At 71.0% G+C, this 13,900-nt stretch carries 11 protein-coding genes and 1 riboswitch; of the genes, 10 read left to right on the forward strand and 1 reads right to left on the reverse strand.

Annotated elements, in window-relative coordinates:
• Positions 1–14: 14 nt before the first annotated feature.
• The 8 genes from shc to ACIGYR_RS02970 all read left to right on the forward strand — a co-directional run bounded on the left by shc (position 15) and on the right by ACIGYR_RS02970 (position 9,209).
• Positions 15–2,048: a squalene--hopene cyclase gene (gene shc / locus ACIGYR_RS02935; protein ID WP_399605348.1), complete on the forward strand. Its 2,034-nt coding sequence runs from the start codon at positions 15–17 to the stop codon at positions 2,046–2,048.
• Position 2,049: 1 nt separating this feature from the next.
• Positions 2,050–2,691 carry a 1-hydroxy-2-methyl-2-butenyl 4-diphosphate reductase gene (locus ACIGYR_RS02940; RefSeq protein ID WP_399605346.1) on the forward strand — a complete coding sequence of 214 codons (642 nt, stop codon included), beginning with the start codon at positions 2,050–2,052 and terminating at the stop codon, positions 2,689–2,691.
• Between the two features lie 5 nt (positions 2,692–2,696).
• Positions 2,697–3,719 carry an adenosyl-hopene transferase HpnH gene (gene hpnH, locus ACIGYR_RS02945; RefSeq protein WP_391842072.1) on the forward strand — a complete coding sequence of 341 codons (1,023 nt, stop codon included), beginning with the start codon at positions 2,697–2,699 and terminating at the stop codon, positions 3,717–3,719.
• A gap of 4 nt (positions 3,720–3,723) precedes the next feature.
• Positions 3,724–4,857, forward strand: coding sequence for a flavodoxin-dependent (E)-4-hydroxy-3-methylbut-2-enyl-diphosphate synthase (ispG, locus tag ACIGYR_RS02950; protein ID WP_399605344.1), 1,134 nt, complete (start codon positions 3,724–3,726; stop codon positions 4,855–4,857).
• A gap of 34 nt (positions 4,858–4,891) precedes the next feature.
• Positions 4,892–6,874 (forward strand): 1-deoxy-D-xylulose-5-phosphate synthase, encoded by a 1,983-nt coding sequence (gene dxs, locus ACIGYR_RS02955; protein ID WP_399605342.1) that lies wholly within the window; start codon positions 4,892–4,894, stop codon positions 6,872–6,874.
• Positions 6,871–8,256: an aspartate aminotransferase family protein gene (locus ACIGYR_RS02960; protein ID WP_391842077.1), complete on the forward strand. Its 1,386-nt coding sequence runs from the start codon at positions 6,871–6,873 to the stop codon at positions 8,254–8,256. The genes dxs and ACIGYR_RS02960 overlap by 4 nt, the downstream gene beginning before the upstream one ends.
• A 210-nt stretch (positions 8,257–8,466) precedes the next feature.
• On the forward strand, positions 8,467–9,090 hold the full coding sequence (locus ACIGYR_RS02965) for a helix-turn-helix domain-containing protein (RefSeq protein ID WP_399605340.1): 624 nt from the start codon (positions 8,467–8,469) through the stop codon (positions 9,088–9,090).
• Positions 9,087–9,209, forward strand: a complete 123-nt coding sequence (locus tag ACIGYR_RS02970) for a DUF6126 family protein (protein WP_345054869.1) — start codon at positions 9,087–9,089, stop codon at positions 9,207–9,209. Before ACIGYR_RS02965 ends, ACIGYR_RS02970 begins: the two co-directional genes overlap by 4 nt.
• Before the next feature lie 117 nt (positions 9,210–9,326).
• On the opposite strand, the gene ACIGYR_RS02975 is transcribed toward ACIGYR_RS02970, so the two are convergent.
• The gene (locus ACIGYR_RS02975; protein WP_391842079.1) at positions 9,327–10,124 is read right to left on the reverse strand and encodes a tyrosine-protein phosphatase; all 798 of its coding nucleotides are present in this window, start codon (positions 10,122–10,124) and stop codon (positions 9,327–9,329) included.
• A gap of 170 nt (positions 10,125–10,294) precedes the next feature.
• On the opposite strand from ACIGYR_RS02975, the gene ACIGYR_RS02980 reads away from it, so the two are divergent.
• Both ACIGYR_RS02980 and ACIGYR_RS02985 read left to right on the forward strand, forming a co-directional pair.
• The gene (locus tag ACIGYR_RS02980; RefSeq protein ID WP_399605729.1) at positions 10,295–12,367 is read left to right on the forward strand and encodes an alpha-galactosidase; all 2,073 of its coding nucleotides are present in this window, start codon (positions 10,295–10,297) and stop codon (positions 12,365–12,367) included.
• A 303-nt stretch (positions 12,368–12,670) separates the two neighbouring features.
• A riboswitch (cyclic di-AMP (ydaO/yuaA leader) is annotated at positions 12,671–12,833 on the forward strand.
• 5 nt (positions 12,834–12,838) lie between these two features.
• Complete coding sequence (locus ACIGYR_RS02985) at positions 12,839–13,783, forward strand: peptidoglycan DD-metalloendopeptidase family protein (protein WP_399605336.1); 945 nt, start codon at positions 12,839–12,841, stop codon at positions 13,781–13,783.
• Positions 13,784–13,900 lie beyond the last annotated feature (117 nt).

Here is a 13,900-nt window from a genome sequence, read left to right on the forward strand (position 1 = left end):
ACGAAGGGGAAGCCATGACAGCGACGACCGACGGAAGCACCGGGGCGACCTTGCCGTCCCGAGCTGCCGCGGCCAGCGACACCACCACCCTCAGCACCCCCGAGGCGACCGGGGTACAAGAAGTCGCCTCCCGCGCCGCACAGCGCGCCATCGACTTCCTGCTCGCCGCGCAGGACACCGAGGGCTGGTGGAAGGGCGACCTGGAGACCAACGTCACCATGGACGCCGAAGACCTGCTGCTCCGTCAGTTCCTGGGCATTCTGGACGACCACACGGCGCAGGCCGCCGCGAAGTTCGTCCGCGGTGAGCAGCGCGAGGACGGCGCCTGGGCCACCTTCTACGGCGGCCCCGGCGATCTGTCCGCCACCATCGAGGCGTACGTCGCCCTGCGCCTGGCCGGCGACGCGCCCGACGCCCCGCACATGGCGCGGGCCGCCGCCTGGGTCCGCGAGCGCGGCGGCATCGCCGCCGCCCGGGTCTTCACCCGCATCTGGCTCGCCCTGTTCGGCTGGTGGAAGTGGGAGGACCTGCCCGAACTCCCGCCGGAACTGATGTTCTTCCCCTCCTGGTTCCCGCTCAACATCTACAACTTCGGATGCTGGGCGCGGCAGACCATCGTGCCGCTCACCATCGTCTCCGCCAAGCGCCCCGTGCGCCCGGCGCCCTTCCCGCTGGACGAACTGCACACCGACCCGGCGAACCCGAATCCGCCGCAGCCGCTCGCCCCGGTGGCGAGCTGGGACGGACTCTTCCAGCGGCTCGACAAGGTTGTCCGCGGCTACCGCAAGGTCGCCGTGCGCCGGCTCCGCAAGGCCGCGATGAACTCGGCGGCCCGCTGGATCATCGAACGGCAGGAGAACGACGGCTGCTGGGGCGGCATCCAGCCACCGGCGGTGTACTCGGTCATCGCCCTGCACCTGCTCGGCTATGACCTGGAGCACCCGGTGCTGCGCGAGGGCCTCGCCTCGCTGGACCGTTTCGCCGTCTGGCGCGAGGACGGCGCCCGGATGATCGAGGCATGCCAGTCCCCGGTGTGGGACACCTGCCTGGCCGCCATCGCCCTTGTGGACGCCGGGCTGCCGGTGGACCATCCGCAACTGGTCAAGGCGGCCGACTGGATGCTCGGCGAGGAGATCGTCCGGCCCGGCGACTGGGCCGTACGCCGGCCCCAACTTCCCCCGGGCGGCTGGGCCTTCGAGTTCCACAACGACAACTACCCCGACATCGACGACACCGCCGAGGTCGCCCTCGCGCTGCGCCGGATCCGGCACCACGACCCCGAGCGCGTGGACCGGGCGATCGGGCGGGCCGTGCGCTGGAACCTGGGCATGCAGTCGAAGAACGGCGCCTGGGGGGCCTTCGACGTCGACAACACCAGCCCGTTCCCCAACCGGCTGCCGTTCTGCGACTTCGGCGAGGTCATCGACCCGCCGTCCGCCGATGTCACCGCGCACGTCGTGGAGATGCTCGCCGCCGAGGGCCTGGCCCACGACCCGCGTACCCGTCGCGGCATCGACTGGCTGCTCGCCGAACAGGAGGCGGACGGTTCGTGGTTCGGCCGCTGGGGCGTCAACTTCATCTACGGCACCGGGTCGGTCGTCCCCGCGCTCACCGCGGCCGGGCTGCCCGGCTCACACCCGGCGATCCGGCGGGCCGTGGCCTGGCTGGAGAGCGTCCAGAACGACGACGGCGGCTGGGGCGAGGACCTGCGCTCCTACAAGTACGTCAAGGAGTGGAGCGGCCGGGGCGCCTCCACCGCCTCACAGACCGCGTGGGCGCTGATGGCGCTGCTCGCGGCGGGGGAGAAGGACTCCAAGGCCGTCGAGCGCGGCATCAGGTGGCTGGCCGAGACCCAGCGGGCCGACGGCACCTGGGACGAGCCGTACTTCACCGGCACCGGCTTCCCCTGGGACTTCTCCATCAACTACCACCTGTACCGGCAGGTGTTCCCGCTCACCGCGCTCGGCCGGTACCTGCACGGGGACCCTTTCGAGCGCAAGCTGCTCGCCCGGGCCGACAAGGCGTCAGCACGGGTCGGGGGAGACTGAATTGAGCGGCCAGCCCGCCCCGGCCCCGCTGCTGATCGCCTGCGCGCTCGGCATCGAGCACCTCGCCCTGCGCACCGGCGACAGGAGCGGGGCGGACGGGCCGGTGACCTTCCTCCGCACGGGCATGGGGCCGCGTGCGGCGGAACGCTCCGTCGCCCGGCTCCTCGCCGGCCCGGCACCGGCCGACACGGCGGTGCTGGCCACCGGCTTCTGCGCCGGGCTGGCCCCGGGTATGCACCCCGGCGACCTGGTCGTCGCCGAGGAGACCCGGGACCCGCGCGGCACCGTCCCGTGCGTGGGCACCGAACTGCTCGTCAAGGAACTCGTGCGCCTGCTGCCCGGACGCACGGTCCACACCGGCCCGCTCACCGGCTCCGACCATGTGGTCCGGGGCCCCGAGCGGTCCGATCTGCTCGCCACCGGCGCGATTGCGGTGGACATGGAGTCGGCGGCCACGCTGCTGGCCGCCGTCCGCACGGGTGAACGTCCCGTGGCGGCCGTGCGGGTGGTCGTGGACGCTCCGGAACACGAACTCGTCCGGATCGGCACGGTGCGCGGTGGAATATCAGCTTTTCGCGTTCTCCGATCCATCCTTCCTGCTTTTTTCGAATGGCACCGTTCTTTGCCGCTCCCCCGGAGGTGAGCCAGATGGCCATGCCGTTGCGTCAGTCCATCAAGGTCGCTACATACCTGGCTGAACAGAAGCTCCGCAAGCGGGACAAGTTTCCGCTCATCGTCGAGCTCGAACCGCTCTTCGCCTGCAACCTGAAGTGCGAGGGCTGCGGCAAGATCCAGCACCCGGCCGGTGTGCTCAAGCAGCGCATGCCGGTGGCCCAGGCGGTGGGCGCGGTGCTGGAGTCCGGTGCGCCGATGGTGTCCATCGCGGGCGGCGAGCCCCTGATGCACCCGCAGATCGACGAGATCGTGCGGCAGTTGGTGGCGAAGCGGAAATACGTCTTCCTGTGCACCAACGCGATGCTGTTGCGCAAGAAGATGGACAAGTTCAAGCCCTCTCCCTACTTCGCCTTCGCCGTGCACATCGACGGCCTGCGGGAGCGGCACGACGAGTCCGTCGCGAAGGAGGGCGTGTTCGACGAGGCGGTGGAGGCCATCAAGGAGGCCAAGCGGCGCGGCTTCCGGGTGACCACCAACTCCACCTTCTTCAACACCGACACCCCGCAGACCATCGTCGAGGTGCTCAACTTCCTCAACGACGACCTCAAGGTCGACGAGATGATGATCTCGCCCGCCTACGCCTACGAGAAGGCGCCCGACCAGGAGCACTTCCTCGGCGTCGAGCAGACCCGCGAGCTGTTCAAGAAGGCGTTCGCGGGCGGCAACCGCCGCAAGTGGCGGCTCAACCACTCCCCGCTCTTCCTGGACTTCCTGGAGGGCAAGGTCGATTTCCCGTGCACCGCGTGGGCGATCCCCAACTACTCGCTCTTCGGCTGGCAGCGTCCCTGCTACCTGATGAGCGACGGGTACGTGCCGACGTACCGCGAACTCATCGAGGAGACCGACTGGGACAAGTACGGCCGCGGCAAGGACCCGCGCTGCGCCAACTGCATGGCGCACTGCGGCTACGAGCCGACCGCCGTCCTCGCCACCATGGGCTCCCTGAAGGAGTCGCTGCGGGCGATGCGCGAGACCGTCTCCGGGAACCGGGAGTGAGGCGATGACCGCCGTTTCCTTGGGCGTTCCCGAGGTACCGGCCCGTGCGGTGGCGCCGCGCCGCGAGGCGCGGCAGATCCACGTCGGGCCGGTGGCGGTCGGGGGCGGTGCCCCGGTGTCGGTGCAGTCGATGACGACGACCCGCACCTCGGACGTGGGCGCCACCTTGCAGCAGATCGCGGAACTCACCACGGCGGGCTGCCAGATCGTCCGCGTCGCCTGCCCCACGCAGGACGACGCGGACGCCCTCGCGACCGTCGCCCGCAAGTCCCGGATCCCGGTGATCGCGGACATCCACTTCCAGCCGAAGTACGTCTTCGCGGCGATCGAGGCCGGCTGCGCGGCGGTCCGCGTGAACCCGGGCAACATCAAGAAGTTCGACGACCAGGTGAAGGAGATCGCGGGCGCCGCCAAGGACCACGGCACGCCGATCCGGATCGGTGTCAACGCCGGCTCCCTGGACCGGCGCCTGCTCCAGAAGTACGGCAAGGCGACCCCTGAGGCGCTGGTGGAGTCGGCGCTGTGGGAGGCGTCGCTCTTCGAGGAGCACGACTTCCGGGACATCAAGATCTCGGTGAAGCACAACGACCCGGTCGTGATGATCGAGGCGTACCGGCAACTCGCCGAGCAGTGCGACTACCCCCTCCACCTGGGGGTCACGGAGGCCGGTCCGGCGTTCCAGGGCACGATCAAGTCGGCGGTGGCCTTCGGGGCGTTGCTGTCACGGGGCATCGGGGACACGATCCGTGTGTCGCTGAGCGCGCCGCCCGCCGAGGAGGTCAAGGTCGGCATCCAGATCCTGGAGTCGCTGGGGCTGCGGCAGCGACGCCTGGAGATCGTCTCCTGTCCGTCCTGCGGTCGCGCCCAGGTGGACGTGTACAAACTCGCCGAGGAGGTCACGGCGGGCCTGGACGGCATGGAGGTGCCGCTCAGGGTCGCGGTGATGGGGTGCGTGGTCAACGGTCCGGGCGAGGCCCGGGAGGCCGACCTCGGAGTTGCCTCGGGCAATGGAAAGGGGCAGATCTTCGTGAAGGGCGAGGTCATCAAGACCGTGCCCGAGTCGAAGATCGTGGAGACCCTCATCGAGGAGGCCATGAAGCTCGCCGAGGGGACGAGCCCCGCAGAACAGTTGGGTTGAGGCAAGGCAGCACGGACCGAGAGGGGGCCCGAGCGTGACCATTCTGGAGACCATCCGGGGACCACGCGACCTGAAGGCGCTGTCCGAGGCGGAACTCGGCGAACTGTCCGAGGACATACGTGAGTTCCTGGTGCAAGCGGTGACGAGAACCGGCGGGCACCTCGGGCCCAACCTGGGCGTGGTGGAACTCTCCATCGCGCTCCACCGGGTCTTCGACTCACCGGTCGACCGCATCCTGTGGGACACCGGCCACCAGAGCTACGTCCACAAGCTGCTGACTGGCCGTCAGGACTTCTCGAAGCTGCGTGGCAAGGGCGGCCTGTCCGGCTATCCCGCACGCGAGGAGTCCGAGCACGACGTCATCGAGAACAGCCATGCCTCCACCGCGCTCGGCTGGGCCGACGGCCTCGCCAAGGCCAACCAGGTGCGGGGGGAGAAGGGCCATGTGGTCGCGGTCATCGGCGACGGCGCGCTGACCGGCGGCATGGCCTGGGAGGCGCTGAACAACATCGCCGCGGCCAAGGACCGGCCGCTGATCATCGTCGTCAACGACAACGAACGCTCCTACGCCCCCACCATCGGCGGCCTCGCCAACCATCTGGCCACCCTGCGCACCACCGACGGCTACGAGCGCTTCCTCGCCTGGGGCAAGGAGGTGCTCCAGCGCGCCCCGGTCGTCGGCGGCACGCTCTACGAGTCCCTGCACGGCGCGAAGAAGGGCTTCAAGGACGCCTTCGCACCGCAGGGCATGTTCGAGGACCTGGGCCTCAAGTACCTCGGCCCGATCGACGGCCACGACATCAAGGCCGTCGAGTCGGCACTGCGCCGCGCGAAACGCTTCCACGGTCCCGTCCTGGTCCACTGCCTCACCGTCAAGGGCCGCGGCTACGAGCCCGCCCTCGCGCACGAGGAGGACCACTTCCACGCCGTGGGCGTGATGGACCCGCTGACCTGCGCGCCGCTGACGCCGTCCGCGGGGCCCTCCTGGACCTCGGTGTTCGGCGACGAGATGGTCCGGATCGGCGAGGAGCGGGACGACGTCGTCGCCATCACGGCCGCGATGCTGCGCCCCGTCGGACTGGGCGAGTTCGCCGAGCGCTTCCCGGACCGGATCTGGGACGTGGGCATCGCCGAGCAGCACGCGGCCGTCTCCGCGGCCGGCCTCGCGACCGGCGGGCTGCACCCGGTCGTCGCCGTCTACGCCACCTTCCTCAACCGCGCCTTCGACCAGCTGCTGATGGATGTCGCCCTGCACCGCTGCGGGGTGACCTTCGTGCTGGACCGGGCCGGTGTCACCGGCACCGACGGCGCCTCCCACAACGGCATGTGGGACATGTCCGTACTCCAGGTCGTCCCCGGCCTCAGGATCGCCGCGCCGCGCGACGCCGACCAGTTGCGGGCCCAGCTGCGCGAGGCGGTCGCCGTCGACGACGCCCCCACCCTGGTGCGCTTCCCGAAGGAGTCCGTGGGGCCGCGCCTCCCCGCGGTCGGCCACGTCGGCGGCATGGACGTCCTGCACCGCGCCGAACGCCCCGAGGTGCTGCTGGTGGCCGTCGGTGTGATGGCGCCGGTGTGCCTCCAGGCCGCCGAGCTGCTGGAGGCCCGCGGCGTCGGCTGCACGGTGGTGGACCCGCGCTGGGTCAAGCCCGTCGACCCCGCGCTGCCCGGACTTGCCGCCGGGCACCGGCTGGTGGCCGTGGTCGAGGACAACAGCCGTGCCGCGGGCGTCGGTTCGGCCGTGGCGCTGGCCCTCGGCGACGCCGACGTGGACGTGACCGTACGCCGGTTCGGCATCCCCGAACAGTTCCTGGCGCACGCCAAGCGCAGCGAGGTGCTGGCCGACATCGGCCTCACGCCCGTCGAGATCGCCGGGCGGATCAGTGCGAGCCTCGCGGCGCGGGACGCCGGGAGCGCGGCGGCACGTGCCGACAATGGCCGTATCGCGTCCGCGGCGCCGTCCGGGCCGGTCGCGCAGTTCCCCGCGCCCCTCCGGCGCCTGGACAAGGAGGGTGAATGAGCACGGAGTTCGACCTCGGCGCCCTGCTCGCCGAGCGCGGAGCCGAACGCTACGAGCTGCACGCCAAGCACCTCAACCCGCAGCTGCCGCGCATGCTGCACACCATCGGCTTCGACAAGGTCTACGAGCGCGCCGAGGGAGCGCACTTCTTCGACGCGGACGGCAACGACCACCTGGACATGCTCGCCGGGTTCGGGGTGATGGGCCTGGGCCGGCATCACCCGGTCGTCCGCAAGGCGCTGCACGACGTCCTGGACCTGGACCTCGCCGACCTCACCCGGTTCGACTGTCAGCCGCTGCCCGGCCTGCTCGCCGAACGGCTCCTCACGCACAGCCCGCACCTGGACCGGGTCTTCTTCGGCAACAGCGGCACCGAAGCGGTCGAGACGGCCCTGAAGTTCGCCCGGTACGCCACCGGCAAGCCCCGCGTCCTCTACTGCGACCACGCCTTCCACGGACTGACCACCGGCTCCCTGTCGGTCAACGGCGAGAGCGGTTTCCGCGACGGGTTCGCCCCGCTGCTGCCCGACACCGCCGTCCCCCTCGGCGATCTGGAGGCGCTTTCCCGGGAGCTGCGCAAGGGGGACGTGGCCGCCCTGATCGTGGAGCCGATCCAGGGAAAGGGCGTCCACGAGGCACCGCCCGGGTATCTGCGGGCCGCGCAGGAGCTGCTGCACCAGCACAAGGCCCTGCTCATCGCCGACGAGGTGCAGACCGGCCTCGGCCGCACCGGTGACTTCTACGCCTACCAGCACGAGGACGGCGTCGAACCGGACCTGGTGTGCGTGGCCAAGGCGCTGTCCGGTGGCTACGTGCCGGTCGGCGCCACCCTCGGCAAGGAGTGGATCTTCAAGAAGGTCTACTCGTCCATGGACCGTGTGCTGGTGCACTCGGCGAGCTTCGGCGCCAACGCCCAGGCGATGGCGTGCGGCCTCGCCGTGCTGTCGGTCATGGAGAACGAGCAGATCGTCGCCGGCGTACGCAGGACGGGCGACCTGCTCAAGTCACGGCTCACCGCGCTGATCGGCACGTACGAGCTGCTCGCCGACGTCCGCGGCCGGGGGCTGATGATCGGCATCGAGTTCGGCAAGCCCTCCTCGCTGAAGCTGCGCAGCCGCTGGGCCATGCTCCAGGCGGCCCGCAAGGGCCTGTTCGCGCAGATGGTCGTCGTACCGCTGTTGCAGAAGCACCGCATCCTCACCCAGGTCTCCGGCGACCACCTGGAGGTGATCAAGCTCATTCCGCCGCTGGTCGTGGACGAGGCCGACGTGGAGCGGTTCATGGACGCCTTCACCGCGGTGATGGACGACGCCCACAGCGGCGGCGGCCTGATGTGGGACTTCGGCAAGACCCTGATCAAGCAGGCGGTGGCGAACCGCTGACCGCGGGCGGCCCGCAAGGAGAGGCCGGGACGAGGACGAAGGCAGGGGCCGGTCCGATCGTGCCCAGGGCGGTCCGGTCACGGCCGTCCAGCCGCCGGCCGACGCCACGGCGGGCGGGGTGGACGCCCACGGGACGAAGCCTGCCCGCCGGCGATTTGCCCATGAGGCAAAAAATTTGCCGGTGAGGTAAGAATCGGGCTCAATGGAGGCATGAACGCCTCAGACCCCGCGTCGGCGGCGGCCCCGGAGGACGGCCTGCCCGCCGTCGCCCCGCAGCTGCGCGCGCTGCGCAGGCGCGCCGGTCTCACGCTGGAGGCCGCGGCCCGCGCCGCCGGCCTCTCCGCGGCCCACCTCTCCCGCCTGGAGACCGGGCACCGCCAGCCGTCGCTGCCGATGCTCCTCGCACTCGCCCGTATCTACGGTACGACCGTCTCCGAACTGCTCGGCGAGACGGTCGCCGGCCGGGACGCCATCGTGCGCGCCGCCGACATGGAGCCGACCCGGGCGGGCGGCTGGACATACCTCCAGGCCGGGGCGCCGGGCCGCGGCATGCAGGCCCTGCGGGTGCGGGTGCCGTACGGCTCGCAGGGCGACATCGTGCGCGTCCACCCCGGCGAGGAGTGGCTCTATGTCCTCACAGGGCACCTGCGGCTGCGGCTGGGGGACACCGCGCATCTGCTCGGGCCCGGTGACAGTGCGCACTTCGACTCACTCACCCCGCACCGCCTCGCCGCCGAGGACCACGACGGCGTGGAGCTGCTGTTCGTCCACACCCTGTTGCAGAGTCCCACGGCCACGCTGTGCCTGGGCCCGTTGACCGGAGAGCTGCCATGACCGACCTGGAGACCAAGTTCCCCCGTGCCCTGTGGGTCCGGCTGATCATCTACATCGCCCTCGGGCACGTCCTGGCCGCGTTCCTCTACCTGCTCTTCGCGGTGGGCGCCAAGGGCTGAGGCAGCGGGGCGGGACGGCCATGCGCGGATGCCGCCGTCGCCGGACGCGGCCCGGGCCCGCCGAGCCGCCCGGCCACCGGTACCGGTCGCCACCCGGTGCCGAGGTGCCGTCCGCCGTCAGTCCAGCAGGCGTTCGCGCAGCCGTTCCCGGGACTCGGGGGTGAGGCCGAGGCCCTGTGCCAGATAGGTCTCGACGTCGCCCCAGGTCTCCTCGATGCTCGCGAAGGCCGCCTCGAGGTACTCGGCGCGGGCGTCGAAGAGCGGGCTGATCAGGTCCATCACCTCGGCGGTGTACGCGGTGTCCGCGCTGCCGCTGCGGCGGACCTTGTAGCGGCGGTGCTTGGCGTTGGACTCCAGGTAGTCGGCGACGATCGCCTCGCGCTCGACACCCAGCGCGAGGAGGGTGACGGCGATGGAGATGCCCGCACGGTCCTTGCCGGCCGCGCAGTGCATGAGCGCGGGGACGCTGTCGTCGGCGAGCGCCCGCAGCACCCGGGAGTGCTCGGCGGTGCGCTCCTTGACGATCTTCCGGTAGGACGCGGTCATCCGGGCCGCCCCCTTGCCGTCCTCCAGGATCGCGCGCAGCTGGTCGAGGTCGCCGTCACGGACCATCTTCCAGAACTCGGCGCCGTCGGCCGGGTCGCTCAGCGGCAGGTTCACATTCCGCACACCGGGCAGCTCGACATCGGGGCCTTCCAGCTTCTGGTCGGCAGCGTTGCGGAAGTCGAAGACCGTGTGCAGGCCCAGGGACGCGAGGAAGGCCGCGTCCTCCTCGGTCGCGTGCGCGAGATGGCCACTGCGGAACAGCACTCCGTGGCGCACCCGCCGCCCGTCCACGGTGGGCAGGCCGCCCACGTCACGGAAATTGCGGACTCCGGCCAGCTCCGGCTCGGTCGACGGGACCTGCTGCGTCACGGGGGCTCCTCCCGGTCGGCCCCGCCGGCGCGGCTCGTCGGCGGGCACTCCGTCGACCATACGACATCGATTTCCTCGGGCAATGAGTTGTCCACAGGCATTGTCAGGCAGGCCCGTGGCCTTGATGATGTTGACACTTGAGCGCATCTGTTGGCACCTGTGAGGTCTCGATGGTGGACATCGCCGAAGACGGTCGTACCTGGCTCCTGTCGGGTCCCCGCAGCAGCTACGCCCTGCATCTCACCGACACGGACGAGCTGCTCCACCTGCACTGGGGGCCGCGCCTCGCCCTCGCCGACGCCGAGGCGCTCGCGGTGCGCCCGCTGCCCGGCTACTGGCCGTTCGAGTCCCCGCTGGACGGCCGCGAGGAGTACCCCGTCGAGGGCGGCCCCCGCTTCGTCCGCCCCGCCCTGTCCGTACGCACCGAGGAGCGGCGCGGCACCGAGTGGCGCTTCGTGTCGTACGAGACGGAGGACGAGGAACTGCGGCTGCGCTTCACCGACGACGGCCTGGCGATCGTCCTGCACCACCAGATGCGCGGTGACGTCGTCGAGCGCTGGGTGACCGTCGAGAACGGCGGGCACGCGCGCGTGGAGCTGCTGCGGGCCGACGCGGCCACCTGGACCCTGCCCGACCGCGAGGGCTGGCGGCTGTCCCAGCTGCACGGCCGCTGGGCCGCCGAGTCCAGACTCACCACCGCCCCCCTCACCTACGGCGAGAAGATCATCGGCAGCCGCCGCGGGCACACGGGCCACCAGCATCTGCCCTGGGTCGCCCTCGACACCGACGCCACCGAGGAGCGCGGCGAGGTCTACGGCTGCGCGCTCGGCTGGTCCGGCTCCTGGCGCATCGCGGTGGCCCAACTCCCGGACGCGCGCGTGCAGATCACCGGCGGCGCCGGATACGACGACTCGGGCCTGCTGTGCCTCGATCCCGGGGAGTCGTACACCACTCCGGTCTTCGCGGGCCTGTGGAGCGACGACGGCTTCGGTGGCGCGAGCCGCACCTGGCACGCCTACCAGCGCGCTCACGTCATCCCGGACGCCGGGCAGGACCGGCCCGTGCTGTTCAACTCCTGGGAGGCCACGAACTTCGACATCTCCGAGGAGCAGCAGGCCGCCCTCGCCCGGCGGGCCGCGGAGATCGGCGTCGAGCTGTTCGTGGTGGACGACGGCTGGTTCGGCGCGCGCACCAGCGACCGCGCCGGACTCGGCGACTGGACGCCCAACCCCGACCGCTTCCCGCGCGGCCTCACGTCCCTCGCCGACCGGGTGCACGGCCTGGGCATGGGATTCGGCATCTGGGTCGAGCCCGAGATGGTCAACCCGGACAGCGACCTGTACCGGGCCCACCCCGACTGGGTGCAGTACCAACCGGGGCGGAAGCGGACGGAACTGCGCAATCAGCTCGTGCTCAACCTCGCGCGCGAGGACGTCCAGGAGTACCTGTGGGAGCGGCTGGACACGCTGCTGGCCGGCGCCCCGATCGACTACGTGAAGTGGGACTTCAACCGCTGCTTCACCGACGCCGGCTGGCCCGGGGAGGCGTACCCGCAGCGCCTGTGGGTGGACCACGTCCACGCCCTGTACGCCCTGCTGGACCGGCTGCGGGCGGCGCACCCAGGGGTCGCCTTCGAGTCGTGCTCGGGTGGCGGCGGCCGGATCGACCTCGGCGTGCTCGGCCGCACCGACCAGGTGTGGACCTCCGACAACACCGACCCGCTGGACCGGCTCGCCGTCCAGCACGGCTTCACCCAGATCCATCCCGCGCGCGTGATGGCCGCCTGGGTCACCGACAGCCCCAACACCCAGCTCAACGGGCGGGTCAGCTCGCTGCGCTTCCGGTTCGTCAGCGCCATGGCGGGCGTGCTCGGGGTCGGCGGCGACCTGACGGTGTGGAGCGCGGAGGAGCTGGCCGAGGCGCGCCGATGGGTGGAGCTGTACAAGGAGATCCGCCCGGTCGTCCAGCGCGGCGACCTGTACCGGCTGCGACCCCCGACGGGCGGTCTGAGCGCCGTCCAGTACGTCCTGGGGGAGGAGGCGGTCGTCCTCGCCTGGCTCCAGGCGCAGAGCTACGGCGAGCCGGTACCGGCGGTGCGGCTGCGCGGACTCGACCCGACAGCATCGTACGAATGCCGCGAAACGGGCGAAGTGCACCGAGGTGCAGTGTTGCTGCACCACGGCTTGCGCATGGAACTCAAGGGTGACCTGGATGCGACGATTGTCAGACTGCATCGCATCTGATCTCTCCGTCCGAAATGGGATCCTTCATTGCAACTCGCCATGGAATGGGGGGTCCCGCGGGAGAGGTGCGTGAGGAGCGTCATATCCGTGACCGTGCGTCGCTCGTCATGTACACGTAATAACGCTGCCGAAAAGGCGAATTGCAGGGTGACGGGCCCAGGAATTCACTCTGGGTGACCGCCAGCTCCCGTATCCGATCACCCGGAACCCCGACGACGGGAACCAGCTGCTTGTTCCCGTGCGTCTCGCTCGCTTACGTTCGCCACCAATCCGGACGGAACGCCGAATCCTGCCGCCGCCCGGAGTCCCCACACACTTGACCCGCGTCGGCAGGAGCGGGGGACCCACCAGGTACGACTGCCTGTCCCGGTCTCCGCGACAGGCTAGGGGTGCAGCCGTGCCGCGCACGGCCGGGCAGCTCCAGCCCGAACCCGACAGCTGACCTCGCAGGCGCCGGAGAGGAATCGCGCCATGCCCGCCAAGGGTAAGCACCGCCGCCCCAAGACCCCGCGTTTTTCCCGCTCCATCGCCGTCGCCGGAACCGGTGGCGCCGCCCTGGCCCTCCCGCTTCTCGGAGCCACCGGAGCGCACGCCGCCACCCCCGCGCAGTCGCTTTCCGGAAAGACCGTGCTGACCCTTCCGGGAACGGCGAAGAAGACCGCCGCGCAGCCCGAGTCGGGAGTGCGCGGCTACACCGTACGCAGCGGCGACTGCCTCGCGACGATCGCCGAGGAGCAGCACGTCAGCGGCGGCTGGCAGCGGCTCTACGACGACAACCGCCAGGCCGTCGGCGCCGACCCGTCGCTCATCCACCCGGGTCTGAAGCTCACCCTCGGCAAGAAGGCCGCGCCGGCCCGCACCGAGTCCGCCGCCCCGCGGCACACCTCCGCCGCCCCGCAGCACTCCTCGGCCGCCCCGAAGCCCTCCCGGCCGGCCACCTCCCGGGCCGCCCGGACGTCCCCGGCGTCCCCGGGAACCGGGTCCGGTCCCGCGCAGTCCACCTCCACCGGCTACACCCTCCCGGTGACCGGTGCCACCATCGGCACCGGCTACCACGTGGCCGGCAGCATGTGGTCCAGCGGCTACCACACGGGCGTCGACTTCGTCGTGCCCACCGGCACCCCCGTCAAGGCCGTCGCCGCGGGCACGGTCGTCTCCGCCGGCTGGGGCGGCGCGTACGGCAACCAGGTCGTCATCAAGCTGAACGACGGCCACTACGCCCAGTACGCCCACCTGTCGCAGCTCTCCGTCTCGGCCGGCCAGGCCGTCACCGCGGGCCTGCAGATCGGCCTGTCCGGTGCCACCGGCAACGTGACGGGTCCGCACCTGCACTTCGAGATCCGCACCACGCCGGACTACGGCTCCGACCTCGACCCCGTCGGCTATCTCCGCGAGCACGGCGTCGCCGTCGGCTGACGACCGGCGCCCTGCGCACCACCTGCCTGACACGCTGCCGAAGGCCGGACCCGCGATCCCCGGGTCCGGCCTTCGGTGTGCCCGTCTCCAACAGCCCCGCGAGCGACGGTATTCCTG

The sequence above is a fragment of the Streptomyces sp. NPDC053076 genome, assembly GCF_044546845.1.
Classification (GTDB): Bacteria; Actinomycetota; Actinomycetes; order Streptomycetales; family Streptomycetaceae; genus Streptomyces.

Excerpts from the sequence above, each read along its gene's own strand:
- shc (WP_399605348.1), top strand. The coding sequence starts at position 15 with ATGACAGCGACGACCGACGGAAGCACCGGGGCGACCTTGCCGTCCCGA.
- hpnH (WP_391842072.1), top strand. The coding sequence starts at position 2,697 with ATGGCCATGCCGTTGCGTCAGTCCATCAAGGTCGCTACATACCTGGCT.
- ispG (WP_399605344.1), top strand. The coding sequence starts at position 3,724 with ATGACCGCCGTTTCCTTGGGCGTTCCCGAGGTACCGGCCCGTGCGGTG.
- ACIGYR_RS02960 (WP_391842077.1), top strand. The coding sequence starts at position 6,871 with ATGAGCACGGAGTTCGACCTCGGCGCCCTGCTCGCCGAGCGCGGAGCC.
- ACIGYR_RS02965 (WP_399605340.1), top strand. The coding sequence starts at position 8,467 with ATGAACGCCTCAGACCCCGCGTCGGCGGCGGCCCCGGAGGACGGCCTG.
- ACIGYR_RS02970 (WP_345054869.1), top strand. The coding sequence starts at position 9,087 with ATGACCGACCTGGAGACCAAGTTCCCCCGTGCCCTGTGGGTCCGGCTG.
- ACIGYR_RS02980 (WP_399605729.1), top strand. The coding sequence starts at position 10,295 with ATGGTGGACATCGCCGAAGACGGTCGTACCTGGCTCCTGTCGGGTCCC.
- ACIGYR_RS02985 (WP_399605336.1), top strand. The coding sequence starts at position 12,839 with ATGCCCGCCAAGGGTAAGCACCGCCGCCCCAAGACCCCGCGTTTTTCC.